Annotated in this window: 27 protein-coding genes; 6 read left to right on the top strand and 21 right to left on the bottom strand. The window is 71.5% G+C overall.

Annotated elements, in window-relative coordinates; all coding sequences use genetic code 11:
- Positions 1-34: 34 nt before the first annotated feature.
- The 3 genes from ACIBG8_RS02115 to ACIBG8_RS02125 form a co-directional block, all read right to left on the bottom strand.
- Positions 35-3,124 carry a PDZ domain-containing protein gene (locus ACIBG8_RS02115; protein WP_397340599.1) on the bottom strand — a complete coding sequence of 1,030 codons (3,090 nt, stop codon included), beginning with the start codon at positions 3,122-3,124 and terminating at the stop codon, positions 35-37.
- A 279-nt stretch (positions 3,125-3,403) separates the two neighbouring features.
- Positions 3,404-3,796 carry a hypothetical protein gene (locus ACIBG8_RS02120; protein ID WP_397340600.1) on the bottom strand — a complete coding sequence of 131 codons (393 nt, stop codon included), beginning with the start codon at positions 3,794-3,796 and terminating at the stop codon, positions 3,404-3,406.
- A 49-nt stretch (positions 3,797-3,845) separates the two neighbouring features.
- Positions 3,846-4,694 (bottom strand): Scr1 family TA system antitoxin-like transcriptional regulator, encoded by an 849-nt coding sequence (locus ACIBG8_RS02125; protein ID WP_397340601.1) that lies wholly within the window; start codon positions 4,692-4,694, stop codon positions 3,846-3,848.
- A 92-nt stretch (positions 4,695-4,786) separates the two neighbouring features.
- Between ACIBG8_RS02125 and ACIBG8_RS02130 the strand changes: the two genes are divergently transcribed.
- Positions 4,787-5,683: an MBL fold metallo-hydrolase gene (locus ACIBG8_RS02130; RefSeq protein WP_397340602.1), complete on the top strand. Its 897-nt coding sequence runs from the start codon at positions 4,787-4,789 to the stop codon at positions 5,681-5,683.
- A 1-nt stretch (position 5,684) separates the two neighbouring features.
- Here the strand turns inward: ACIBG8_RS02130 and ACIBG8_RS02135 are convergent, their stop codons facing one another.
- Positions 5,685-5,969, bottom strand: coding sequence for a DUF4287 domain-containing protein (locus ACIBG8_RS02135; RefSeq protein WP_397340603.1), 285 nt, complete (start codon positions 5,967-5,969; stop codon positions 5,685-5,687).
- A gap of 15 nt (positions 5,970-5,984) precedes the next feature.
- Positions 5,985-6,998 (bottom strand): Rv2578c family radical SAM protein, encoded by a 1,014-nt coding sequence (locus ACIBG8_RS02140; RefSeq protein WP_397343884.1) that lies wholly within the window; start codon positions 6,996-6,998, stop codon positions 5,985-5,987.
- A gap of 132 nt (positions 6,999-7,130) precedes the next feature.
- On the opposite strand from ACIBG8_RS02140, the gene ACIBG8_RS02145 reads away from it, so the two are divergent.
- Complete coding sequence (locus ACIBG8_RS02145) at positions 7,131-7,418, top strand: DUF3040 domain-containing protein (RefSeq protein ID WP_397340604.1); 288 nt, start codon at positions 7,131-7,133, stop codon at positions 7,416-7,418.
- 15 nt (positions 7,419-7,433) lie between these two features.
- On the opposite strand, the gene ACIBG8_RS02150 is transcribed toward ACIBG8_RS02145, so the two are convergent.
- Entirely contained in the window at positions 7,434-8,531 is a 1,098-nt protein-coding gene (locus ACIBG8_RS02150; RefSeq protein ID WP_397340605.1) for a DUF5685 family protein, read from the bottom strand.
- Between the two features lie 57 nt (positions 8,532-8,588).
- On the opposite strand from ACIBG8_RS02150, the gene ACIBG8_RS02155 reads away from it, so the two are divergent.
- Entirely contained in the window at positions 8,589-9,176 is a 588-nt protein-coding gene (locus ACIBG8_RS02155) for a TetR/AcrR family transcriptional regulator (RefSeq protein WP_397340606.1), read from the top strand.
- On the opposite strand, the gene ACIBG8_RS02160 is transcribed toward ACIBG8_RS02155, so the two are convergent.
- Positions 9,128-10,558, bottom strand: a complete 1,431-nt coding sequence (locus ACIBG8_RS02160; protein ID WP_397340607.1) for an MDR family MFS transporter — start codon at positions 10,556-10,558, stop codon at positions 9,128-9,130. The genes ACIBG8_RS02155 and ACIBG8_RS02160 overlap by 49 nt on opposite strands.
- Before the next feature lie 83 nt (positions 10,559-10,641).
- On the opposite strand from ACIBG8_RS02160, the gene ACIBG8_RS02165 reads away from it, so the two are divergent.
- A complete protein-coding gene (locus ACIBG8_RS02165) occupies positions 10,642-11,217 on the top strand; it encodes a TetR/AcrR family transcriptional regulator (RefSeq protein WP_397340608.1) in 576 nt (191 codons plus the stop codon).
- Here ACIBG8_RS02165 and ACIBG8_RS02170 read toward each other — a convergent pair.
- The 12 genes from ACIBG8_RS02170 to ACIBG8_RS02225 form a co-directional block, all read right to left on the bottom strand.
- Positions 11,204-12,805 carry a penicillin-binding transpeptidase domain-containing protein gene (locus ACIBG8_RS02170; RefSeq protein WP_397340609.1) on the bottom strand — a complete coding sequence of 534 codons (1,602 nt, stop codon included), beginning with the start codon at positions 12,803-12,805 and terminating at the stop codon, positions 11,204-11,206. The genes ACIBG8_RS02165 and ACIBG8_RS02170 overlap by 14 nt on opposite strands.
- 49 nt (positions 12,806-12,854) lie before the next feature.
- Complete coding sequence (locus ACIBG8_RS02175; protein ID WP_397340610.1) at positions 12,855-13,514, bottom strand: lysophospholipid acyltransferase family protein; 660 nt, start codon at positions 13,512-13,514, stop codon at positions 12,855-12,857.
- 310 nt (positions 13,515-13,824) lie between these two features.
- Positions 13,825-14,409 carry an NUDIX hydrolase gene (locus tag ACIBG8_RS02180; protein WP_397340611.1) on the bottom strand — a complete coding sequence of 195 codons (585 nt, stop codon included), beginning with the start codon at positions 14,407-14,409 and terminating at the stop codon, positions 13,825-13,827.
- Positions 14,342-14,821: a hypothetical protein gene (locus tag ACIBG8_RS02185; RefSeq protein ID WP_397340612.1), complete on the bottom strand. Its 480-nt coding sequence runs from the start codon at positions 14,819-14,821 to the stop codon at positions 14,342-14,344. Before ACIBG8_RS02185 ends, ACIBG8_RS02180 begins: the two co-directional genes overlap by 68 nt.
- A gap of 40 nt (positions 14,822-14,861) precedes the next feature.
- Positions 14,862-16,043 (bottom strand): RNA polymerase sigma factor, encoded by a 1,182-nt coding sequence (locus ACIBG8_RS02190; RefSeq protein WP_397340613.1) that lies wholly within the window; start codon positions 16,041-16,043, stop codon positions 14,862-14,864.
- Entirely contained in the window at positions 16,040-16,414 is a 375-nt protein-coding gene (locus ACIBG8_RS02195) for a YciI family protein (protein ID WP_397340614.1), read from the bottom strand. Before ACIBG8_RS02195 ends, ACIBG8_RS02190 begins: the two co-directional genes overlap by 4 nt.
- A complete protein-coding gene (locus ACIBG8_RS02200) occupies positions 16,411-16,746 on the bottom strand; it encodes a YciI family protein (protein WP_397340615.1) in 336 nt (111 codons plus the stop codon). Before ACIBG8_RS02200 ends, ACIBG8_RS02195 begins: the two co-directional genes overlap by 4 nt.
- A 64-nt stretch (positions 16,747-16,810) precedes the next feature.
- On the bottom strand, positions 16,811-17,011 hold the full coding sequence (locus ACIBG8_RS02205; protein ID WP_397340617.1) for a hypothetical protein: 201 nt from the start codon (positions 17,009-17,011) through the stop codon (positions 16,811-16,813).
- Between the two features lie 137 nt (positions 17,012-17,148).
- Positions 17,149-17,598: a hypothetical protein gene (locus ACIBG8_RS02210; protein ID WP_397340618.1), complete on the bottom strand. Its 450-nt coding sequence runs from the start codon at positions 17,596-17,598 to the stop codon at positions 17,149-17,151.
- A gap of 3 nt (positions 17,599-17,601) precedes the next feature.
- Entirely contained in the window at positions 17,602-19,686 is a 2,085-nt protein-coding gene (locus ACIBG8_RS02215; protein ID WP_397340619.1) for a CHAT domain-containing protein, read from the bottom strand.
- Between the two features lie 63 nt (positions 19,687-19,749).
- On the bottom strand, positions 19,750-20,097 hold the full coding sequence (locus tag ACIBG8_RS02220; RefSeq protein ID WP_397340620.1) for a nuclear transport factor 2 family protein: 348 nt from the start codon (positions 20,095-20,097) through the stop codon (positions 19,750-19,752).
- On the bottom strand, positions 20,094-20,894 hold the full coding sequence (locus tag ACIBG8_RS02225; RefSeq protein ID WP_397340621.1) for an SDR family oxidoreductase: 801 nt from the start codon (positions 20,892-20,894) through the stop codon (positions 20,094-20,096). The genes ACIBG8_RS02220 and ACIBG8_RS02225 overlap by 4 nt, the downstream gene beginning before the upstream one ends.
- Before the next feature lie 70 nt (positions 20,895-20,964).
- On the opposite strand from ACIBG8_RS02225, the gene ACIBG8_RS02230 reads away from it, so the two are divergent.
- Positions 20,965-21,888 (top strand): AraC family transcriptional regulator, encoded by a 924-nt coding sequence (locus tag ACIBG8_RS02230; RefSeq protein ID WP_397340622.1) that lies wholly within the window; start codon positions 20,965-20,967, stop codon positions 21,886-21,888.
- Here the strand turns inward: ACIBG8_RS02230 and ACIBG8_RS02235 are convergent.
- Positions 21,857-22,795: a tyrosine-type recombinase/integrase gene (locus tag ACIBG8_RS02235; protein ID WP_397340623.1), complete on the bottom strand. Its 939-nt coding sequence runs from the start codon at positions 22,793-22,795 to the stop codon at positions 21,857-21,859. The genes ACIBG8_RS02230 and ACIBG8_RS02235 overlap by 32 nt on opposite strands.
- A gap of 62 nt (positions 22,796-22,857) precedes the next feature.
- Here ACIBG8_RS02235 and ACIBG8_RS02240 point away from each other — a divergent pair, with 62 nt between their 5' ends.
- Entirely contained in the window at positions 22,858-23,541 is a 684-nt protein-coding gene (locus ACIBG8_RS02240; RefSeq protein WP_397340624.1) for an alpha/beta fold hydrolase, read from the top strand.
- On the opposite strand, the gene ACIBG8_RS02245 is transcribed toward ACIBG8_RS02240, so the two are convergent.
- Positions 23,513-24,700 carry a cysteine desulfurase-like protein gene (locus ACIBG8_RS02245; protein WP_397340625.1) on the bottom strand — a complete coding sequence of 396 codons (1,188 nt, stop codon included), beginning with the start codon at positions 24,698-24,700 and terminating at the stop codon, positions 23,513-23,515. The genes ACIBG8_RS02240 and ACIBG8_RS02245 overlap by 29 nt on opposite strands.
- Positions 24,701-24,705 lie beyond the last annotated feature (5 nt).

Consider the following 24,705-nt stretch of genomic DNA (forward strand, 5'->3'; position numbering starts at 1 on the left):
GCCGCACTCCACCCGTTAGACGCTCAAAACATCATCACGGTTGCATTCTGGGGCGACGTGCTGGGTTGGGGGTGTGCGGCGGGTGCTGGGCCAGCAGGTCAAGGGCGGTGTCGATGGCCGTGTCGAGCTGGGTGTCCAGGCCCGCCGCGTAGTCCTGCGGGGTGATGTCCACCTCGATGTCCGGGTCGGTGCCGTAGTTCTCGACCCGGTGGCCGACGTCGTCGAAGGCGAAGGAGAACTCGGGCTGGGTGGTGAGGGTGCCGTCGGCCAGGCGGTGGCGCGGCCAGATGCCGATGACGCCGCCCCAAGTGCGCTTGCCGACGAGCGGGCCCAGGCGCAGCAGCTTGAAGGTGTGGCTGAAGATGTCGCCGTCCGATCCGGCGTACTCGTTGGTGATGGCGACCAGCGGGCCGCGCGGCGACTCCGGCGGGTAGGGCTCCGGGTCGCCCCAGCGGGGGTAGTCGTAGCCGAGGCGGCGGCGGGCGAGCTTCTCCAGCAGTAGGGCCGAGACGTGGCCGCCGCCGTTGAAGCGGACGTCGACGATGAGCGCCTGGCGGTCGTACTCGGCCAGGAAGCCGCGGTGGAACTCGGCGAACCCCTCGGTGCCCATGTCGGGGACGTGCAGGTAGCCGATGGCGCCGCCGGAGCGGGTGTGGCAGTGCAGGCGGTTGAGGTTGACCCAGTCGCGGTAGCGGCCCGGCTGCTCGTCGTCGATGGCCTTGACGGTGGCGGTGAAGGTGTCCGGGCCGCGTCTGAGGGTCAGCTCGACTTCCTGGCCCGCCTGGTTGACCAGGCGTTCGTTGGGGGTGGTGGCGGCGCCGATGGGGTGGCCGTCGATGGCGGTGACGATGTCGCCCGGCCGTACGTCGACGCCGGGGCGGTTGAGCGGCGAGGTCGCCGCCGGGTCCCACGGGTCGCCGGTGACGATGGCGCCGATGCGGTAGTGGCCGTCGGCGTAGTGCCAGTCGACGCCGAGCTTGCCCTGCACGTAGTCGGGGCCGGGCCGGTACTCGCCGCCGGACTCGTAGGCGTGGCTGGTGGCGAGCTCGCCGTGCAGTTCCCACAGCAGGTCGGAGAACTCGCTCCTGGTGGTGACGCGGTCGACGAGCGGCAGGTAGCGGTCGTAGACGGCGCTCCAGTCGATGCCGGCCATGTCCTGGCTCCAGAAGTTCTCCCGCTGCAGCCGCCACGCCTCGCGGAACATCTGCCGCCACTCGGCGTCGGGGCAGACCGACACCTTGATGCGGCTCAGGTCGATCCAGCCGCTCTGCCGCGAAGGGGAGTCGTCGTCGTGGTCAGGCACTTCGCCGGCTTTGAGCACGCGCAGCCGGTCGCCCGCCCGGTAGAGGAGAGTCTTGTGGTCGCGGCCTAGCTGGAAGTCGGTGACGCCCTCGGCGAAGGTCTCGTTCTTGTGCTTGTCGAAGTCGTACAGGTGCAGGACGCCGTCGTCGGCCTCGAGGGGGCTGGTCAGGATGAGGGCTTTGCCGTTCAGCCCGGCCAGGCGCTCGTAGCGGCCCTCCGGCAGCGGGAAGGCGGTGACGCGGCGGGTGAGGCCCTCGACGTCGACGGTGACGGGCGGCACCTCCTCGTCCTCGTCGTCCTTGACGTCCAGGGGGCGCGGCTGGGCCAGGAACGGGTCGGGGACGTCGGCGCGCAGCGCGATGGCGTAGGGGCGGGTGCCCAGGGGGAAGCCGAGGTCGAACTGCAGGGCGTCGTAGACGGGGGTGAAGGCGCGCTGGCCGATGAAGTACAGGTAGCGGCCCTGCGGGTCGAAGGCGGGCCGGGTGTCCTTGAGGACCGGCTGGGTGGCCAGGACCGTCTGCCCGGTGGCCGGGTGGTGCAGCTTGATGGCGGTGCGCTGGGCCGACAGGGGGCTGGCGTAGGCCAGCCACTGGCCGTCCGCCGACCAGGCCGGGTCCTCCGGCGGGCCGTGCGGGTTGGCCTCGACGAGGGTGGCCTGGCGGGTGGCCAGGTCGAGCAGGTGCAGCTCGCCGCGGTGGTTGGTCAGCGCCAGGCGCTGGCCCGCCGGGTCTGGCACCAGGTCGGTGGTACGGCCCAGCAGCCCGAGGACGGTGCCGTCGAGGAGCAGGAGCTTCTCCTCGTCGCTGTCGTCGCTGGCGGCGGCGACGAGCCGGTCGTCGCCGAGGTCGGTGAGCCAGCGGTAGCGCACGCCGTCGGGCGCGCCGTGCTGGCGGACAGGTCCCTCCCAGTGGGCCATGGTGTAGGCCTTGCCGCGGGTGGTGACGGCCAGGGCGGTGCCGTCGGGGGTGAGGGTGGCGCTGTCGAGGTAGGCGTCGGCGTCGACGAAGCGCCGGTTGCGCTGGGTGCGCGAGCTGGCCAGCCGTACCTCGACCACGCGTGACCCCCGGTCCGGGTCGAGCAGGTAGAGGTCGGCGCCGGCGTGGTAGACGAGGCGGGCGCCGTCGCTGGACAGGTTGCGCGCGTAGAAGTCCTGGTGATGGGTGTGGCGGCGCAGGTCGTCGCCCTGCGGAGTGCAGGAGTAGACGTTGCCGACGCCCTCGTGGTCGGACAGGAAGAACACCCGGCGCGCCGCCCAGCAGGGGGCGGCCAGGTTGCCCGGCAGGCGGATGAGGCGCTCGAAGGCGCCCTCGCCGGTGCGGTCGATCCACAGGTCGCCGACGGTGCCGCCGCGGTAGCGCTTCCAGCGGGCGGGGTCGGCGGTGTTGCGGCCCAGGACGATCATCTGGTCGGGCCCGTGCGCGATGCTGTTGGCCGGGCCGTACGGCAGGCGCTCCGGAACGCCGCCGGGGGCGACGCGGTGCAGCCACTTGCGGCCCTCGAAGGGCTGGCACTCGTCGCTGGCGTACAGGATGCGGCCCTGCGGGTCCCAGCCGGTGACGGTGCAGCGGGCGCCGTGGAAGGTGAGGCGGCGGGCCGCGCCGCCGTCGGCCGGCATGACGTAGACCTCTTCCGGGCCCTCCTCGCGGCCGACGAACGCCAGGTCGGCGCCCGAGGGGGAGAAGCGGGGGTAACCGGCCTCGGCCACGCCCGCGGTCAGCCGGTGGGCGCGGCCGCCGTCGGCGTGCACGCTCCACAGGTCGTCCTCCGCCGTGAAGACGACGAGGTCGCCGTGGATGGCGGGAAAACGCAGGTAGGCAGGCATGGCTGGCTCCGAACGTCGGACAGCCGGGCTGTGGGACCCGGCTGTCCGATCATGTCAGCGTGCGGAAGCCGTCCTACTCGACGGGCGGCTTCTGGGCCTGCTTCTTTGCTGCTTTGGCGGCTCTGGTGGTCTTGATCGCGGTCTTCTTGGCCTTGCCGGACTTGGCCGCGGGTTTCTTCTTTGCCTCTGCCATGGTGTTTCCCCCCCGTGTGGCATGGCGCCCGAACGTCGGACACCAAACGCCTTAATACCCATTTGCACGACAAATCCGACATGTGGTTAAACGGCGCCCAGGCTGAGGGTCTTCATCGGGGTGCAGGTCACCGGCTTGGCGGCGGTTCCGTCGCAGACCCGCACCTTGATCCAGTTGGCTTCGTAGAAGAGCTTGCTGATGTCGCGCGAGCCCGCCCCGCACTGGCTGAAGCGCAGTGTGTGCCAGTCGGCGGTGTCCTCGCGCACGTCGACGACGAGCCAGGCGCAGCCGGGCTTGTTCCTCTTGAGGGTGGCCTGGAAGGAGTTGTCCTCGTCCTGCGTCACGACCTTGCCCTTGGCGGTCGCGACGCCGTTCGGCGAGCTGATCGGTCCCCAGCCGGTCGCCGCCTGCGCCGGGGCGGCGGACACGCAGAGGGCGGCCAGGCACGCGGCGGCCGCCAGAAGTCTTGTGTGCGTCACCCTTGGCAGTGTGACGCCCCTCCGGGCCCGGCCCAATGGGTAGATACCCCTATGTCCCGCACACCGCCCGGCGCAGGTCGGACAGCACGTCGGCGGTCGCGTCGATGGGGTGGGCGGAGATGTAGAGCCGGGCGAAGGCGACGTGGTAGTCCTCCACCTGCTGCCGCTCACCGACCAGCGAAGGCCCGTGCAGCAGGTGCAGCGCCAGCACGTCCGGGCGGTGCGACTCGGGAAAGCGCAGCAGCGTGAACGGCGCGCCCTGGTAGAGGTAGTGCGTCACCGTGCTGGAGCGGGCGATCTGCAGCGTGATGTGCCGCTCCTTGGCCGCCGCGATCAGCGCGTCGAACTGCGCCACCCGCGCCTCCACCCCGGCCAGCGGCTGCTCCAGCAGGGCGCGCTGGTCGAGCACCACCCACATCGCGGTGCGGTCCAGCACCTCCTGGCGCCGCATCACCTGGTCGGCGCCGCGCCTGATCTGGTCGGGGGTGGCGCCCGGGTGCCTGGCCGCGCGCACGGCCGCCTCGGCGTACGCCCTGGTCTGCAGCAGCGGCGGGATGAACTGCGGCGCGTAGCTGTAGATGAGGCTGGCGTGATCCTCCAGGGCCAGCGCCGCGGCCTGGGGCAGCGGGATGTCGGCCGCGTCGAACCAGCCCGGCGTGCGGGCGCCGCGCGCCAGGGCCAGGACGTGCTCGCGGGCGAACCAGTCGTGCACGCCGTACCGGGTCAGCAGGGCGGCCAGCTCATGCTCGGACAGCATTTCGCGGCCGCTCTCCAGGCGGGCGATGGCCGCCTGCTGACAGCCCACGGCGGCAGCGGCCTCGTCCAGGCGTAGCCCGGCGGCGGCGCGCAGGCAGGCCAGGCGCCGGGCGATCGTCGTCTCCGCACCCTCTCGGCTCACCGCGTCATTGTGCATGATCGAGCCGCTCTAGCCAGGCGTTTCTCATTAAAGGCGCATGTATCAGTAAATTTCGTGGCTTAGGGTGGTGGGGTATGCCGATCGACTTCGTGACAGGCGCCCCCGTGGACGGCGACCTGCGGGTGCGGTGGATCCACGGGGCGGACGGCGAGCCGCCGATTCAGGTACACGCCTACGACGCGCACACCTTCGTGCTGCGGCAGAGCAAGACGGTGCACTTCGAGGGGCCGTTCCTGTTCCTGATGTTCGGCCAGTCCAGGGCGCTGCTGCTGGACAGCGGCGCCAGCGACGCCTACCCGCTGCGCGAGTGCGTGGACCGGCTGGTGGACGAGTGGCTGGCCGTACACCCGCGTGAAGGGTACGAACTGGTGGTCGCGCACACCCACGCGCACGGCGACCACATCGCGGGCGACGCCCAGTTCGCCGGGCGCGCCGCGACGACGGTCGTGGGCGTGGATGCGGCGGCGGTCCAGGACTTCTACGGCTTCACCGCGTGGCCGGACCAGGTGGTGACCTTCGACCTGGGCGGGCGCGTGCTGGAGATCATCGGCAGCCCCGGCCATCACGACAGCGCGATCACCGTGTACGACGGGTGGACCGGGCTGCTGTTCACCGGCGACACCGTCTACCCGGGACGCCTGTACGCCCGCGACTACCCGGCCTTCGTCGCGACCTTGGAGCGCATGGTGGCCTTCGCCGAGGCCAGGCCGGTGACGCACGTGCTGGGCTGCCACATCGAGATGACGCGGCGGCCGGGGCGCGACTACCCGATGGGCGCCACCTACCAGCCGGACGAGCCGCCGCTGGAGCTGTCCCTCGACCGGTTGCGGGCCGTCCGCGACGCGGCGGCCACGCTGGTGGAACGGCGGGGCATCCACGCCTTCGACGACTTCATCATCTACAACAGCCCCGGCAGGCTCGCCATGCTCTGGCAGGCGGCCCGCGCGTGGTGGTTCCGCCTGCGCCACTGACCTACCGGTTGTCCTTGCCGTCCAGCCAGAGCGTGTCGGACTCGTCGCGGTGCGGGCCGGTGGTGCCGACGTGCTTGGCGTCGATCGCCGGGCCCTTCTTGATCACGTGGACGAGCGCCATGGCGTGCCCGCGGCCCAGGTCGAAGTCCTGCTTGAGCCAGTCGATGATGGTGCCCGCCTTCGTGGCGGGGTCGTCGAAGCCGCGTTCGTGGGCCAGCGCGATGAACTGCCGCGGGGTGAGCCCGGTCTTGGTCTCGATGTTGTCCAGATAGGCCTGAAAAGACATGTTCGCAGCGTAGCGCTACAAAAGGGACAACTGTTCGGGGCCCGGTGGGGGCTTCGGGGGCAGGCGGCGGATGACGGCAGAGGAGGAGCGGCCCACGCCGTGGCGATGGGCCAGGTCGCGGATCGTGGCGGTGATGCGGTCCTGGTAGGCGCGCGGCGCGTAGGCGCCGCGCCCGTACAGCTCCAGGTAGCGCGGCACCAGCCGCGGGTGCTCGCGCCCCAGCCACCCCAGGAACCACTCGCGGGCCCCGGGCCGCAGGTGCAGCACGATGGGGGAGACGTGGGTGGCGCCCGCCTCCCCGATCGCCCGCACCGTGCGCTCCAACTGGTCGGGGGAGTCGGTCAGGTAGGGCAGGATCGGCGCCATCAGCACCCCGCAGGGGATGCCGCTGGCGTTGAGCGTGGCGCACACCTCCAGGCGGCGCATCGGGTTGGGCGTGCCAGGCTCCACCGAACGCCACGCGTCAGGGTCGAGGAAGCCCACCGACACCGCAGCGCCCACCTCGGTGACCTCGGCCGCCTCGGTCAGCAGGTCGAGGTCGCGCAGGATGAGCGTGCCCTTGGTGAGGATGGAGAACGGGTTGGCCGCGTCGCGCAGCGCCTCGATGATGGGGCGCATCAGCCGGTAGCGGCCCTCGGCGCGCTGGTAGCAGTCGACGTTGCTGCCCATGGCGACGTGGTGGCCGCCCCAGCGCGGCGCGGCCAGCTCCTTGCGTGCCAGCTCGCCCGCGTTGACCTTCACCACGATCTTGGAGTCGAAGTCGAGGCCGGCGTCCATGTCGAGATATTTGTGCGTGCTGCGGGCGAAGCAGTAGAGGCAGCGGTGGCCGCACCCGCGGTAGGGGTTGATGGTGTGGGTGAACGGCACGCGGCTGGCGCCAGGAACCTTGTTGATGATGGAACGCGCCTGGATCTCGAAGAACGTCATTCCGGCGAATTCCGGCGTGTCAAACGTTCTCGTGACCGCTCCCCCGAAGAGCGGCAAATCCCCTGATCCCGCTTCGGTCAGGCGGAGGTTGTCCCAGCGCATCCCATGATTAGAACGCATGTTCGATCATGATCGCAACCGGAAAGAGGTTGCAATTACCTGTCCATGACACGGCTAATGATCTTGATGGTTGGGCAGAACGTCGGCACAGAGCTTGCGTTCCGGAGGTGCACCATGGCCTGGTCGCAGGACGAGGAGCGAATGCTGGCCCAGATCGAGCGGCACCTCGTCGACGATGATCCGCGACTCGTCGCCCGGCTGGAGTCGTTCAACGACCGCGTCCGCCGCAGCGAGGAGTCCGACCGCCGCCGCCAGGCCAGGGCCGAGGGCGAACCCGTGGTCCGCCGCCGGCCACGCCGTTCCACGGTCATCATCGCGATCAGCTGGCTGCTCATCGCCACCCTGGTCGCCACGTTGCTCATCCTCGTTCTCCGCCACGAGGCCGCCGCCCTCGCCCTGTGATCCCGCCTGCGGTGCTCAGCAGTCGCAGCCGCAGTCGCAACCGTCGGGGCAGCAGTCGCAGCAGCCATCACAACCGTCGCAGCCGTCGCATCCGGGGCAGTCGCAGCGGCCCAGGCAGCCCTTTTCCCGCTCCTCGTCCCACGGTGCGCGGTACAGGCCGCAGGTGCAGCAGGTCGCGGCGGCGCAGGTGAGCCCGAGCAACCCGCCCGGTCCCGGATCTTGCCGCGGCGTCTCCTCGTCGGGGTCGGCTGAGGGATCCGTGGAAGGGGTGGTCGCGAAGGTGCGGGTGACGGACTGGGAGAGCTCCCTGACCAGCAGCGCTTCCACCAGCCTGCGCCGCTCCAGCTCCAGTTCCGCCACCGCCAGCCGTACCCCCAGCAGCGCGTCGTCGCAGTGCCGCCGCGCGGTCGCCAGGTCGGTGCCGGTCGCGTCGAGCGGGTTGTAGCGCCCGGAAGCGCGGTCGTCCGAGAGGTCCTCGACCGCGTCCAGCAGGTGCGCCAGCCGTCCGAACAGGCGGCCGATCTCCTCCAGCGGCGCCCGGTTCGCCGGGCGCCCGGCGAGTACCGCGGTGTGCGCGAAGGCGGCGGACACCGCCGCCTCGGTGGGGGCGGTGAGGTCGAGCAACCCCACTCCTGGCGTGGACTCCAGGCGGGACTGCCGGGCCACCGCCCCGGTCAGCGCCCCGGGGTCGAAGCCGACCGCGGCAGCCGTACGCGATCCGGCCCTGGCCCAGCGTGCCGCCACCCACCCGGCCGCCGCGCCGACGAGCGGCCTGCCGTACATCCCGTCCCGATCGGCCACGTGGTCGCCGACCTTGGCGGCGGCCAGGATCAGCGACACCGACGCCGCCAGCCGCGCCCCCTCGGCCTGCACCACGTCGGCGCCCTTCAGTCCCCGCAGCAGGCACGCAGACGCGCGCCGGCGCGGGGCGGCTGCCACGCTCTGCGCCTCGACCAGTACCGAGACGATCAGCCCGTCGTAGTTGGTGACCAGCCGGGCCGCGTGCCCGTGCTCATCGCGCAAAGTCAGGCAGAGGCCGCACAGGTGGGCCATCCACTCCTTGAATAACCCGCTGCACATTCCATGCCGGCAGGGGCGGACGATCCCGAACATTGGCCCAGTGTGCCACCCTGCGCGGAGACGAGACGTTGCGCCTCGTATAGTCGCCGCATGACCGACAAGGCACCCGACCCGACCCGGCGCAACGAGCGCTCCCGCCAGGCCATCCTGGCCGCCGCGATCGAGCTGATCAAGGAGGTCGGGTACGCCAGGGTGAGCGTCGAGGCGATCGCCGCGCGCGCCGGGGTGGGCAAGCAGACCATCTACCGGTGGTGGCCGTCGAAGGCGGCGGTGGTGTTCGACGCCTTCCTGGCGCTCAACCCGGCCGCGCCCGGCGAGCTGCCCGACACCGGCGACATCGTCGCCGACCTGCGGCTGGTGCTGCACGCCACGGTGGCAGAGTTCAACGACCCGGACTTCGAGGCCGCCTACCGCGCGCTCAACACCGACGTCCAGGACGACCCGGCGCTGGGCGAGCGGATGCGGGAGCAGGTGCTGCGCCCCACGCTGGCCACCGTCAAGCGCCGGTTGGCGGCGGCGCAGGAGGCGGGGCAGGTGCGCCGGGACGTGGACCTCGACGTGGTGGTCGAGGTGCTGTACGGGCCGTTCTACTACCGGTGGCTGCTGCGTACGGGGGAGTTGACCACCGGCTACGCCGACGACGTGCTCACGCTCTTCGTGCGTGCGCTGTCCGGCTGAGGCGCGCCGCGCAGCGGCACCTCCCTGACCAGCAGCGCGGCCACGAAGGCGACCGCGCAGGCCACGGCGGCCAGCAGGAAGATGTTCTGCGTGCCGTTCGCCACCGCCTGCAGCGAGGTCAGGTCGCCGGCGGTGGCGCGGGTGAACAGCGAGCCGAACACCGCCACGCCCAGGGACCCGCCGATGGTGCGGAACAGCGTCACCGCCGCAGAGGCCACCCCGAGGTCACGCATCTCGACGCTGTTCTGGGCGAGCGTCGTCGTCATCTGCATGAGGAACCCCAGTCCCACGCCGACCAGCGCGCTGTAGGCGCCGGTCAGGGCGGGCGAGGTGGCGGTGCCCATGGTGGCCAGCAACGCGCAGCCGACGGTCAGGAACCCGGCGCCGAGGATCGGGAAGATCTTGTAGCGGCCGGTCCTGGACATCACCTTGCCCGCGACGTTGGACACCAGCGCGATCGGCACCATCATCGGCAGGAGCAGCAGCCCGGAGTTGGTGGCCGAGGCGTGCTGGACGATCTGCTGGAACAGCGGCAGGTAGAGGGTGGCGCCGAACATGACCACCCCGGCGCAGAACACCATGACGCAGGCCAGGCGGAAGTTGCGCTCGGCGAAGACGCGCAGCGGCAGCACCGGCTCAGCGGCCCGCCGCTGTGCGGCGACGAAGAGCGCCAGCCCGACTACGGCGACGGCGGCCAGGGACAGGATCTGCCAGGAGCCCCAGGCGTACTCGGCGCCCGCCCAGGTGGCGGCCAGCACGATCGCGCATATGGTCACCGTCATCAGGGCGATGCCGGTCCAGTCGACGGCGGCCTTGGCGCGGGTGGCGGGCAGTTTGAGCATGATCGCGCACCACGCCAGGGCGAGCAGGCCGAGCGGGATGTTGACGTAGAACGCCCACCGCCAGCCCAGGTGCTCGGCGACCACGCCGCCGAGCAGCGGCCCCGCGATGGTGCCCACCGCCATGACGGTGGCGGTCATGCCCTGGTAGCGGCCGCGCTCGCGGGGTGAGACGAGGGTGCCGATGAGGGCGAAGGCCAGCGCGGCGATGCCGCCCGCGCCCAGGCCCTGCACCGCGCGGAAGGCGATGAGCTGGCCCATCGTCTGCGCGGCGCCCGACAGGACGGATCCGGCCAGGAAGACGCCGACCGCGGTGAGGAAGACGCGCTTGCGTCCCAGCAGGTCGCCGAACTTGCCCCAGACGGGCGTGGCTGCGGCGGTGGCCAGCGTGTAGGCGGTCACCACCCAGGAGATGTGGGCCAGGCCGCCCAGGTCGCCGACGATCGTCGGCATCGCGGTGCCGACGATGGCGTTGTCGAGCATGGCCAGCAGCATGGCGAGCATGACGCCGAGCAGCGTGAAGCGGATGGTTCTTGGGGTCATGGACCACAGAAAAGCACACTCACTAAAAAAGTGCAACGAGACAACTTTTTGATTGAGGCCACCTCGGGCGATAGGGTGGGCGCATGACCGATGTGACGGTGGGACGGCGTGAGCGCAAGAAGGCGGCCACCCGGCAGGCGCTGGCCGACGCAGCGCTGAAGCTGTTCCTGGAGCGCGGCTTCGACGCGGTGAGCGTCAAGGAGGTCGCCGACGCCGCCGACGTCTCCACCACGACGCTGTTCAAGCACTTCCCCAGCAAGGAGTCGCTCGTCTTCGACCGCGACTCGGCGGTGGAGCAGGAACTCGTCTCGGCCGTGCGCGAACGGTCACCCGGCCAGTCGATCCCCGCCGCGCTGCGCGCCAGGATGCTGGCGCTCACCGAGCCGTCGCCGCAGGAGGAGCCCGCACAGGCGGCCTTCATCCGGCTGATCGAGAGCACGCCCGCCCTTCACGAGTACGGCAGGCGCATGTGGATGCGCCACGAGACGGCCCTGGCGAGGGCGATCGCCGACGAGATCGGCGTTCCGCACGATGACCTGCTGTGCGCGGCGCTGGCCCGTTTCGCGCTGCAGTCCAACGATCTGGCCAAGGGCCGCGAGGGCATCGAGCGCGCCTTCGACCTGCTGGAGAAGGGCTGGGAAGCCGCTACAGGCCCTTGAGGAACGTCGCGGCGACCGGGGCGGCCACCTTGCCGCCGCCACCGCCGCCCTCCACGACGACCGCGAACGCCACGTCGCCCCTGAAGCCCATGAACCAGGCGTGGGTGTCGAGCTTGGGGCCGCTGCCGAACTCGGCCGTGCCCGTCTTGCCGCGCGTGCCGGCCGGCAGCCCCGCCGAGCTGGCCGTACCCTTCGTGACCACCGCCGACATCATCGCGTGCAGCTTCGTCTTCACCCCGGCGGGCAGCTCCTGCGGGTCGGTCTTCTGCGTCAGCCCCTCCACCAGCGTCGGCGGCCGCCACATGCCGTCGGCGATGGCCGCGGCCACCGACGCGATCGACAGCGGGCTGGCGGTGATCCTGGCCTGGCCGAACGACTCGGCGGCCAGCTCGGCGTCCGACTCCGCGCGCGGGAAGCTGGCCTTGGTGGCGGGCACGCCGATGCTCAGCGGCTGGTTGAAGCCGACCGCCTCGGCCGTCTTCAGCAGCTTGTCGGCGCCCAGCTTCTCGGCGGCCAGCGGCGCGAACGTGGTGTTGCACGAGTGGGCGAAGGAGTCGGAGAAGCTCAGCGACGGGAACGTCTCGTGGTCGGAGTTGCGGATCTTCAGCCCGCCGACGTTCGCGAACACCGGGCAGGTCACCTTCTGCTCAGGCTCGACGCCCTCCGCCAGCAGCCCGATCGCGGTGACCGCCTTGAAGGTGGAGCCAGGCGGGTAGCGGCCGTCCAGCGCCCGGTTCCAGCCGCCCACGTTGTTGACCACCGCCAGGATCTCGCCGGTGCTGGGCTTGATGGCCACCAGCGAGGTGGGCTTGGCCACGTCCTTGACGGCCGCGACGGCCGCCGCCTGCACCTTCGGGTCGAGGGTCGTCTTGACGGCCTTGCCGTCGGTGCCGTCGATGGTGCCGAGCTTGGCCTCGCCGAGCTGGATCTCGGTGGCCGGGGTGCCGGCCAGCCGCTTCTGGAAGGTCTGCTGCAGCCCGCCGAGGCCGACCGCCTGGCCGACCTTGTAGGAGGGGCCGAGCTTGGCGACGTCCTTCTTGGTCGCCTTCGACAGGATGCCGACCAGCTGCTGCACCGAGCCGCCGACCGAGCCGTCGTCGATGCGGGCGCCGGTGGAGTCGGTGATCTCGGCGCGCGCCGGCCAGCGCGTCTTGAGCGCCCAGGAGGCGCCGGGGGTCATCGAGGGGTGCATCGTGGCCGGCTTCCAGTCGACCTTCCAGGCGCGCTCGGCCACCTTGAGGTCGATGGTGCCCTGGTAGGTCCACTCGCCGACGTTCCTGAGCTTGAGCGTGGCGTCGAAGGGGGCGGTGGCCGTGCCGTCGGCCTCCTTGACCTGGCCCAGCCGTACGGACAACGCCTCGACGTCCAGGGCCTTGCGCATCTGGTCGTAGGGGGCGAGCGACTGCGGGGAGGCCAGGGTGGCCGCCATGGCGGTGGTGTCCCACTGCTGCCAGGCGGTCACGAAGCTCTGGGCCGCCGATGTGGGACTGCCCGTGGTACGCAGCAGGTACCAGGCGCCCCCTCCGGCGGCGGCGACCACCAGCACGCCCACCCCGGACACGATCGCGATCGTCCGCCCACGCGCCACCTGCTCAGCCCCCTTGGTTGATCAGGTCCCAGAGCATAGTCGTGAAAAATCAGGAATTGTCCAGGTTTGCCTTAACGCTCGCGGCATACTGCGGGACATACTCCTGACCGGACAGCTTCTGGATCGCCTGCATGATCTCGTCGGTGACCCTGCGCCGGTCACGGGCGTTCTTGTAGTCGCCGTCGAACGTCATCGGCTCGCCGATCACGATCCCCACCTTCGCCGGTCGGGGCACACTCGCGCCGACCGGCATGACCTTCTCCGTGCCCGACAGCGCCACCGGCAGGACCGGCGCGCCCGTCTTCAGCGCCAGCCAGGCCACGCCGATCTTGCCGCGGTAGAGGCGGCCGTCGGGGGAGCGGGTGCCCTCGGGGTGGATGCCGAACAGCTCGCCGCGCTCCAGCAGCTCGGCGGCCGAGTCGAGCATGGCCTGCGCGGAGGTGGCGCTCTCGCGGTCGATCGGCAGGCTGCCGCCCAGGCGCATGAACCACTGCGAGATCGGGTTGCCGGAGAAGTACTCGCTCTTGGCGGTGAAGGTGACGTGCCGTGGGAGCAGCGCGGGCAGGAGGAAGGAGTCGATGACCGACAGGTGGTTGACGGCCAGGATGGCCGCGCCCCTGTTAGGCACGTTCGCCCCGCCGGAGATATGCGGACGGCACATCACCTGCGCGAGCGGGGATGCGGCGAATTTCACCAGCTGATACAGCAACAGGCTCTCCTGGATCGTCGGTCGGCGCACCCCACCATAAAGCAGGCGCCCCACCTCTGGTGGGGCGCCTGGGAGCCTTAAGGCCGCTGTGGTGGTCGCCTCCTCGGCGAGATGCACAACACGGCTCCAGCCGAACGGTATTCCGTGAAGGCGGTAATTTGCGGCCCGGGGGACACAGCCACAGCGGCCTCACCGATATTAATGGAGTCTGGGAGCCTGGTATTCCAAGAAGCGGTCACGTTCTGGTCTTGACTGCTCGCACAGCGTCGAAACCCGCAGGTCAAACGCCCCCTTGTTCCGGCAAAACCCGCTAGGTCCTGGTCCAGTGGGGTTGGGTGACATCCGAGACGCGGAGTTCGCGGCCGCGCAGCGCCACCTCGGCGAACTGCCACAAGATCGCCCCGGTCGGGGCGTGGACGACGATGGAATGGCCCAGGGGCATCTGCAGTAACCCGCCCTTCCAGCGGGGCACACCCGGGGCCAGGAAGCGGTCCAGCGGGACTGGGTGGATCGAGGCCACCTCGCGCGGGTCCCGGCGCGGGGTTTGGGTGCCGCCGAACGCCACCACCGGAGTGATGACGAACCCCGAGTCGGTCACGAAGTCGTCCAGCAGCCCGGCCACCGTGACCCCGCTCACCCCCGTCTCCTCGGCCAGCTCGCGCAGCGCCCCCTCGACCGCCCCCTCGCCCTCGTCCAGCCGCCCGCCCGGCAGTGCCCACTGGCCCGCGTTGCGCCCCCGCGGGGCCCTGCGGATGAGCATCGTGTACGGCACGCCGCCGCTGTCGAGAAGGATGCACACGGTGACGGCGGCACGGCGCAGCCCCTCGCTAAGAGGCGCCTCGACGCGCGCGAAGGCGGCCAGGTTGGCGGTGATGGTCTCGCGTGAGGGGATCACGCGGCCAGGATCTCACGACGTAGCAGCGCACCGTCTCCACGAACAGCGCGATGACGACGACCCCGACCACGCCGTGGTACCACCGCCAGCCGATGCCGATCCCGACGAAGCCGTCCACGATCATGATGCCCGCCCCGCCGCCCACGGCGAGGAACATCACGGCCAGTACGGCCGGCATGAGCCGTCTCGGAACCCATCGGCCCAGCGTGGCCAGGGTGACGCACGCGCCCAGCACGCCGGAGGCAGCCGCCATCCACTGCGCGAAGGCCGGATCCATGAAGTACTCCGCAGGAGCGGGCGGCCCGCCGGGGAAACCCAGCCGGTGCTGCAACGCGAAGGCGGCCTTGCCCGCCGCGTAGGCCAGGAAGAGGGCGGCGAGCGCGTAGGCGGGCCACCGGCGCTGAGAGGTCATGCCACGACCGTAGGAGCAGCACCGCGACGAGCGCCTCCCCTCAGAGGGTGAGTTCCGCGCGCCGGGTGTGCAGGAAGTCGCGTTCCTGCGCAGTGCCCACCAGCGCCAGCGCCCTCCCGTACGCCTCCACGGCCTCGTCCACCCGCCCCAACCGCCGCAACAGCTCCGCCCGGGTGGCGGGCAGCAGGTGGTGGCGGGGCAGCGCACCGTCCAGCCCCTCCAGCAGCGCGAGCCCCCGCGCAGGACCGAACGCCTCAGCGACGGCCACGGCCCGGTTGAGGCGCACGACGGCCGAGCCGGTCATGGCCTCCAGCATCTCGTACAGCCGCGCGATCGACGGCCAGTCGGTCTCAGGAGCGCTCGGGGCCGCCGCGTGCTCGGCGGCGATGGCCGCCTGCACCAGGTAAGGGCCGGGCAGGCCTGGACGCAGCAGGGCCAGGGCCGCTTCGATCTCGTCGTGCCGCCACAACGCCCGGTCCTGTTCCGCCAGCCGTACCAGCCTCCCGTCCGGGTCGGTCCTGGCGTCGCGGCGGGCGTGGTGCAGCATCATCAGCGCCAGCAGCGACACCGCCTCGGTGTCGTCCGGCATCAGCTCGGTCACCATGCGGGCCAGCGCGATCGCCTCACCCGCCAGCTCGTCGGTGATCATGCGGTCGCCCTCGGTGGCCGCGTAGCCCTCGGTGAAGATCAGGTAGATGACGGCCAGGACGCCGTCGCGCCGCTCGGCCAGCTCCGGACCGGACGGCACGCGGTACGGGATGCCCGCCTCGCTGATCTTCTTCTTGGCCCTGGTGATCCTGGCGGCCATCGTCGCCTCGCTCACCAGGAACAGCCGCGCGATCTGCCGCGTGGTCAGCCCGCCGACACAGCGCAGCGTGAGCGCCACCCGCGCCTCGGGAGCCAGCGCCGGGTGGCAGCAGGTGAAGATCATCCGCAGCCGGTCGTCCTGGACCTCGTGGGCGTCGGGCTCCTCGACGATGAGCAGCGGCATCTTCCGCAGGGCGACAGCCGTACGGCGGAGCCTGTCGACGGCCCGGCGGCGGGCGGCGGTCAGCAGCCAGGCGGGCGGGTTGGCCGGCACCGGCGGCCACGCGGTCACCGCTGCGGTGAAGGCGTCCTGCAGCGACTCCTCGGCCAGGTCGAGGTCGCGCAGCTCGGCGGTGAGCAGGGCGAGCAGGCGCGCCCAGTGCTCCAGGTACGCCTGCTCGACCGCGTCACTCACACCTGCGACTCCACCACGGGCGATTCCACCACGGGCGACACCGCCACGGGCCGCACCTCCACGATCGGCGCCGGGCAGGCCTTGGCGAACTCGATCGCCTCATCCAGGTCCCTGGCCTCGACGAGGTAGTAGCCGCCCAGGTGCTCGACGGTCTCCACGAACGGGCCGTCGGTGCGCAGCACCTGCCCGTCGCGCTTGCGCAGGGTCAGCGCGGTGTCGTGCGTCTCGAGGGCGTCGCCGTCCAGGATGGCGTCGCGCTCCCGCAGCAGCTTGCCGAACGCGTCGTAGGCCGCGTACATCTCGGCGACCTGCTCGGGCGTGGCCTCTGCCCAGACCTTCTCGTCCCCGTAGAGGAGCAGTGCGTACTTCACAGCTCCATCACCGGCCTGATCTCGCAGTCGGCGGGCATGGCCGTGGCGAACTCGATCGCCTCGTCCAGGTCCTTGGCCTCGACCATCATGTAGCCGGAGATCTGCTCCACCGACTCGGCGAACGGCCCGTCGGTGATGAGGAAGCGGCCGCCGTCCTTCCTGACGACGGTCGCGCTGGCGGAGTAGGCCAGCTCCTCGCCGCTCGGGTTGGCCCCGCGCTCGACGAGCATCCGGGTGTACTCGTCCCAGGCCGCGTAGGTGCGGGCGCGTTCCTCCTCGCCCGCGTTGACCCAGGGCGCCTCGTCTCCGATGACGAGCAGCATGTATTTCATCGGTGTCCCTCCTGTCGTTCCACAGCCATGACGTGCGGCACGCGCTGGAATCGACAGCCTTCGCTCAGATGCTCATGCTGCCGATGAGGATACCGAGGAACACTCCGAGGATCATGGTGACGCCGGAGGTGAGCGCCGCCCACTTGCCGAGGGTCTCGCCCCTGAAGTGGCCGACGGTGCCCAGCGCGATCCCGGCCAGCCCGAACAGGATCGGGATGAACAGGATCGCGATGGCGGCCGCCACGAAAGCGATGATCGACAACACGGGGGTACCCGAGGTCGGCGGCGGAGGCTGAGGCGGCATACCCGGAGGCATACCGCCGTAGGGGGGTGGCGGTGGGGCCGGCTGCGACCAGGGGGTCTCGCGCGAGCCCCACTGGTCGTCCGGCGGCGGAGGGGTGGTCATGAGCTGCTCCTCTCGAAACGCACCCAGCGCTTGCTGCCCGCGTCCCACGTCCAGCGGCCGGGCTCCTCGCCTGGGTCGAGGCCGATCGCCTGCCTGAAGGCCTCCTCCGGCAGGCCGGAGGTGAAGACGAACTGGGTGCCGTTCGCCGTCGACTCGAAGACCACGCTCTGCGGCGCCTGCGGCTCGGCCCGCCTGCCGAGCAGGCCGCCGACCAGGCGCCTGATCAGGTCGTAGGCGTCGTCGGCGAGCCGGTCCACCATCGACTTGAACAGCGGCTCCAGCGCCGTCGAGCCGATGAGCACCAGCACCGACATCTCCGCCGCGCCCCTGCGGGTCGGCTGCAGGCGGCAGGTGGGCTCGATGCCCGCCCGGCGCAGCGTCTCGACCGCCTGGGTGAGCGGCTCGGGCGGCAACTGCTGGGGCCAGTGGATCTCCAGGTCGACCATGGGCTACTCCCTTGCGCCGAAGGCGTGCAGCGTGCCGTTCTCCAAAGCGACGAGGACCTGGCCGGAGGCCGCGCCGAAACCGAGCCCGACCGCCTGCGCGGGCAGTTGCCGCTCGGCCAGCAGCCGCCCGGCCGAGCTCCACACCATGAGCTTGCGGTCGTCGCCGACCAGCGCGACCCGCCGGCCGTCCGGCGCGACGCGGACGAACCTGACGCGGCCCTGCGGCGGCAGGCGCAGGTGCGGCTCGCCCTCCCACGTCCACGTCCTGGTCCTGCCGTCGGCGCAGCCCACCACGACCATCTCGCTGCTCGCGGCGAGCGCGGTGACGGCCTGCGGGTGGCGCCAGTCGCGCTGCAGCACGCCGCGCTTGTCGAACAGGCGCACCACGCCGTCGTCGGCCGCCACGAGCAGTTGCCCGCTGTCGGGGGAGAAGCGCAGGTGCGGCAGGTGGGTGGGGCGCAGCGGCCAGGGCCCGCCGCCCTGCATGGCCGGCTGCACGGCGATGAGCAGCACCTCGGCGCCCTGCGCGTCGTGCACGCGCACGGTCAGGTCGGAGCCGGTCACGGCCAGCCACTGCCCGTCGGGGCTGAAGGCCAGCGCGTGCCTGGCCCAACCGGCGGGGGAGGGCAGCATGCGTACGGGGACCTCGGTCTGCAGGTCCCACACCACGACGGTGGAGCTCTCGTGCAGCGTGGCCAGGTGCCTGCGCCACGGGCTCCAGGAGACCCGGACCGGGCGGTCCTGCCACGGCAGCGAGCAGGTGGCGCGCTCCTGGCCCTGGGCGGTGACCACGCGCAGCATCCCGTCTGCAGCCGCGGCGGCGATGAGGTCGTCGGGGCCGTAGGCGACGTGCAGGAGCGGTCCAGGCAGCCGCGCACCCGGCTCCGGTTTCCTGGCCGCGGCGGGAGGAGGCAGGGGGCTCTGCTGGGTGACGGTGACCGCGTCCTTGATCCGGCCGGTCCAGCCCATGGGCAGCGCGTCGTCGACGTCCCCCGGCCGGACGAACACCGAGGCCTCCTCCGAGGCCAGGAACAGCACGGGGGTGGCCCACTCCAGGCTGTGCAGGGTCATCTTGACCTGCTCGCGCGCGTGCGTGACGGCCACGTCGACCTGCTGGCCGCGGGCGATGGCCTCGTAGAAGGAGCAGGCGAAGGCCAGCGCGGCCGGGTCGGTGATCTCGTACTGCATGGCCACCACAGCGGGCACGCCCTCGCGCATCAGCTTGGCAGCGGTGCTGGAGAAGACGCCGCCGTCGCGCCCGGCCACGGCCGAGTCACAGGCGTTGAGCACCACCAGGCGCAGGTTCTGGTTGGCCGCCACGAGCCTGGCCAGGTCGGCGGCCGGCAGCCGCATCGACTGGCCGGCGTCGTCGGACAGCTCCAGATAGCCGGTCTGCTCCGCCTCGTCGAAGCCGCCGTGCCCGACGAAGTGCAGCACGTGCCACGGCTGGCTGCGCAGCGCCACGGCCAGGTCGTTCCACCGGTCGCCGCCCAGCCACGTGACCTTGACCAGGTCGGAGCTGAGCTGGTCGAACACGGCGGAGATGCGGCGGCGCTCGGCGTCGACGTCGAGCTGCGGCAGGTCGGCAGGGCGGGCCACCACGCCCAGCACCCGCAGCGGCGGGTCGACGCGCAGCGGGGCCACGCCGTGCAGCAGGTGCGGCGACCTGGCCATCGGCACCCGCAGCGCCAGGTAGTCGTCGCGGGAGATCGGGTCGAGGGTGAACTCCCACGGGATGCGCGCGATGCCCGCGCCGACCGGGTTGATCAGCACCCGCATCGTGTGCTGACCGGACCTGGCCCGGTCGTAGCAGCGGCGGAACAGCAGGTCGACGTCGTCCTTGATGACCGCGGTGGACAGCGCCCGGCCGAAGTCGCGCACCTGCTGCTCGTGCGCCGAGGCGCTGCGCATGATGACCGGGGCCGAGGAGCGCAGGATGCTCCGCTCGATGCCCGCCAGCCCCGCCTCCAGCTGGGCTGCGGTGAACGGTGCGGGGATCTGCAGGATGGAGCGGCCGAGCGGCGTGTTGCAGTCGATCACCCACTCGGCGCCCGATTCGATGATGTCGAGCCGGAAAAGGATGTCCACGGGAGCGGTCCATTCGCAGCGTGGACCTCATTGCACACTGAACACCGTGCGCTGTCGAGCGGATTAGCCGCTCTCGTGGAGGTGCTCCCAGCTCACCCCGTCCCTGAGGACGACGGTGGAGGTACGGCTCGCGCCCGACTGCCACTCCAGGTAGACGCACACCGTGAGCGGCCCCTCCTGGACCACGGTCCGCACGTCGGTGATCTCGATGCGCAGCCCTGGCGCCGATCCGTACGCCCCGCGCACCCACTCCATGACCTCGGCCCTGCTGAGGGTACGGCCGGCCGGGGTGATCATCGTGAAGCCCGGGGCGTGCGCGCGCTCGAAGGCGGCGAACTCCGACGGGTCGGCCGCGCCGGTGAGCCAGCGTTCGATCACCCGGTGGTGGCGGACGATCTCGGCCTCGCTCACGCGGCGATCCACTCGTGGACCGGGGTGAAGCGGATGCCCAGCCGCTCGGCGGCCGTCGGGTCGGTTTCGTACAGGTCGCCGCCGTGCTTGGCCAGCCAGTGGTAGGTGGCGGCCACCACGGAGGCGACCTCCGGGCCGAACGCGTGGGTCAGCCCCTCCTGGAAGGCGGCCACGTCCTGGGCCTCGTAGGTGGCGCCGAACGCGGCGGCCAGTTGTGGCCCGGTGAGCGACGCCGGGCCGCCGATGTCGAGCACATCGTCCTCCAGGCCGTCGCGGGTCAGCGCGGCGACGGTGGCGGCGGCCAGGTCGTCGTGGCTGATCCAGGCCACCGGCAGGTCGGCGGGCAGCGGGTAGCTGAGAACCCGCTCGGCGGCCAGCCGCCCGGCCACCCACGGCGCGCGCAGGTTGTCGAGATACACCGGCGGACGGAGCACCACCGTGGGGACGCCGGAGGCCAGCAGCGCGTCGGAGGCGGCGCGGCGGCTCTCGAAGAGCGCCACGTCCGTGGCCGCCGGCGGGATGCGGTTGGCGGTGTTGAACACCACCCGCCGCACCCCGGACCCGGCGACGATCTCCACCCAGCGGTCGACCTCGGCGCGCTCCAGCAACATCGGCAGCACCAGCGACACGTGGCTCACCCCGTCCAGCGCCGCCTCCAGCGGGCCGGTGACCGGTTCCACCCCTGCGGGCACCTCCCCGCTGCGGCCGAAGCCGCGCACGCTGTGCCCCTCGGCGACCAGCCGTCGCGCCACCGCACCGCCCTGTGCGCCCGTGGCGCCCATCACCAGAATCGTCATGCCCCAACTATCGCGAGAAAAGCTGGATACGATCGATAAATCAACATCCGCCAAACCTTAAGGATCGTCCGTGGACGGTGACCTGCTCAGCGAGCTGCTCGCACCGATGCGGCTGCACGGCGTCTTCCACAGCCGCTGGTCGATGCGCGCCCCCTGGGGCGTGGCCGGGGCCAAGGAGGACTGCGCGATCCTGCACTACATCCAGGACGGCACCTGCACCGTCGAGCTGCCGGGACACGACCCCGTCGAGCTGGCGGCGGGCGACCTGGTGCTGTTCCCGCACGGCACCGCGCACCAGCTCGCCGACGCGCCCGGCCGCCCCAGCGTGCCGCTGGAGTCGCTGCTGCCCGCGCGGCAGCCCGGCGAGGTCACCACCCTGGAACGCGGCGGGCCCGGACCGGCGACCACGTTGCTCTGCGGCGGGCTGCACTACGACAGGGCGGCCACCGCGCCGCTGTACCAGGCGCTGCCGCCGGTGCTGGTGGTGCGCGCCGGCACGCAGCCGCTGCTGACCCAGACGCTGGAGAATCTGGCGGGGGAGTGGGTGACCAGGGAGCCGGGCGGGCAGCTCGTGGCGTTGCGCGCGTTCGAGCTGGTCTACGTGCTGGCGTTGCGCGCCTGCATGGCGGAGACGTCGCTGGCCGCGCTGCGGCACCCGGCGGTGAGCGCGGCGCTGCTGGCCGTACAGACCAGGTTCGCCGAGCCGTGGACGGTCGAGACGCTGGCGGCCGAGGCGGGGCTGTCGCGCTCGGCCTTCGCCGCGACCTTCCGCGAGCTGGTCGGTGAGGCGCCGATGCGGCACCTGACCGCGCGGCGCATGCAGGAGGCGGCCCGGCTGCTGACCGAGACGGCGCTCGCGCACGAGCGCATCAGCGAGCGGGTCGGCTACCGCTCCACCGTCGGCTTCCACCTGGCCTTCAAGGCGTGGTACGGCACGCCGCCCGGCGAGTTCCGCCGCCGGGTCAGCGCAGCGGGCGGGCCGCGGGCAGCGTGATGCGGTCGACCGCGTCGCGCCTGGTCTTCTCGGGTCTCCTGTCGTAGCGCGCGGTGGTGGCGGGGGAGGAGTGGCCGACCAGCGCCTGCGCGGTGGCCAGGTCGACGCCCGCGTCGAGGAGCTCGCCGATGAACGTGCGGCGGAAGTCGTGCGCGGTCTTCTTCGCCGCTCCCGCCTCGCCGAGCCGCCTGGCGAGGATGTCGGAGACGGCCTGGCCGCTGAGCTTGCGCTCCAGGACCCTGGCGGTCTTGCTGACCGGGTTGAACAGCGGACCCTGGCCCTGGCCGCGCACGGCCAGCCAGCGTTCGAGGAGGCCGATGGCGGCGGTGTTGAGGTAGACCATGCGCTCCTTGTCGCGCTTGCCGCGCACGCGGAGGGAGCGGGCGCCGGGGTCGTAGTCGGCGAGGACGATTCCGGCGATCTCGGCGCGGCGGCAGCCGGTGGAGTAGAGGGCGGCGATGAGCGCGGCGTCCCGTACTCCCTGGGGGCTGTCGTCGCAGGCGGCGAGCGCGGCGCCGACCACCTCCGGGGGGACGTGCTGGCCGGTGGGCAGCCTGGTCTGGCGCACGGGCGCGAGGTCGGACGCCCTGGCGTACTCCTCGGCGCTGGTCTGCCCGAGCCGCCAGCACTCCTTGAGCACCCTGCGCAGCGCCACGAGGTGCTTGTTGACGTAGGCGGGCGCCCAGCCCTGCTCGGTGAGGATGGACCTGATGCGCACGGTGTGCTCGTAGCGCAGCAGGTGCCACGGCTGGCCCTCGCCGACGGCGTGGTCGTCGCCGGTGAGGATCTTCGCGATCCTGTCGAGGCACCCCTTCATCGTGCGCCGCGACTCCTGGCTGGTCAGGGAGTCGAGGTAGACGTGGTACGGGTCGCGGACCGGCTCGACGGGCAACGCGGGCAGACTCACCCGCCGATCGTATCCCTCTCCCGAGGGGTAGAAGGAAATTCGGTTATACGTATAATCCTCCCATGAAGCTGAATGTGCACGAGCGCGGAGACGGCGACAAGGTCGCCATCCTCATCCACGGTGGGATGTCCGACCACCGCACCTGGCATGCCGTGGAGGCCGACCTCCTCTCACGCGGCTACCGCGTCATCGCCCCCGACCTGCGCGGGCACGGCATGAGCCCGCGCGGCGACTACACCCCCCAGCACCTCGGCGACGACCTCGTGGACTCCCTTCCCCAGGGCGCCGACGTGGCGATCGGCCACTCCCTCGGCGGGCTGTCGCTGTCCCTCGCCGTCGACCGGCTGCTGCCGAAGAAGGCGATCTACTCCGACCCCGGCTTCAGCCTCGACAACGTCCCGGCTGAGGCGACCGCGTTCATGAGGCAGATGGTCACCACCTCCACCGAGGACAGCGTCCGCACGATGAACCCCCGCTGGTCGCAGGCGGACATCGACGCGGAACTGGCCGGGTTCGCCCTGTTCGACGTCGCGTTCTTCGGCGGCATCAAGGGCAGCTACGTCCCGGAGAAGCCGATCGTCCCCTCGCTGGTCCAGATCGCCGACCCCAGCTTCACCGTCAACGCCGAGGAGGCCAAGCTCCTGGAGAGCCGCGGCTTCGAGGTGCGCGTGGTCAAGGGCGCCGGCCACTGCATCCACCGCGACGACTTCCCCGGCTTCATGGCCTCCCTGGAGGGATGGATCTGACCCCCTCCAGCAGCCGCTCCACGTCGGAGCGGTCGTTGTAGTGGACAAGACCGGCGCGTACGGCACCGCCGTCCCTGATGCCGAGCGCGCCGGTCAGCTCCCAGGCGTAGCTGTGCCCGCTCCACACGTTGACCCCGCGCCCGGCCAGGTGCTCGGCGACCTGGCGCGGCGCGTGCCCGGCGACGGCGAAGTACGCGGTCGCGGTGCGCCGGGCGGGCTTGCCGTACAACGTGACGTGGGGCAGCGTGGACAGGCCGTCCAGCAGCTCGGCGAAGAGCGACTGCTCGTGTTCCTCGGCGGCGGTCATCGAGGCCAGTAGCCGTTCTCGGCGCGTTCCCTCGCCGGGGAGCAGTCCGGCCAGGTGGTCGACGGCCGCGGTGACCCCGGCCAGGTCGGCGAAGGCGGCGGTGCCGGTCTCGAACCGTTCCGGCACGGTGTCGGGCGAGGGGGCGAGCTTGTCCGGCTTCAGGGTTTCCAGCAGCGCCGGGTCGGCGATGACCGCGCCGATGTGCGGGCCCGACCACTTGTAGGCGCTGGTCGCGTAGAAATCGGCGCCCAGCGCCCGCACGTCGACGGGGCCGTGCGCGGTGGCGTGCACCCCGTCGACGTAGGTCAGCGCGCCCGCCTCGTGCGCGAGCGCGGTGATGGCGGCCACGTCCGGCCGGGTCCCGAGGATGTTGCTGGCAGCCGTGACGGCGACCACGCGGGTGCGCGGCCCGATCAGGCGCGCGTACTGCTTGACGGGGAGCTCCCCGGTGACGGTGTCGACCTCGGCCCAGCGCACGGTCGCGCCGGTCTGCACCCACGGCCGCACGTTCGCGTCGTGGTCCAGGCGCGACAACACCACCTCGTCCTCTGGCCCGGCCAGGGCGCGGGAGAGGCGGTAGGTGAGCGTCGTCATGTTCGGCCCGAAGATCACCCCGTCCGGTGCGCCGCCGACCAGGTCGGCCACCGCGGCTCTCGCCGCGGCCACGATGGCGTCCGAGCGGTGGCTGGCGGGGAAGGTGCCGGTGACGTTGCCGATGCCGCGCCGGTAGGCGTCCGCGATCGCCTCGATCACCGGGGTGGGCGTCTGGGTGCCCGCCGCGCCGTCGAGGTAGGCGTAGCCGTCGGACAGAGCGGGATAAGAGGCACGTATGCGATCAAGAGGTAAAGGCATACTTG

The organism is Nonomuraea sp. NPDC050556 (genome assembly GCF_044457355.1).
Taxonomy (GTDB): Bacteria; Actinomycetota; Actinomycetes; order Streptosporangiales; family Streptosporangiaceae; genus Nonomuraea.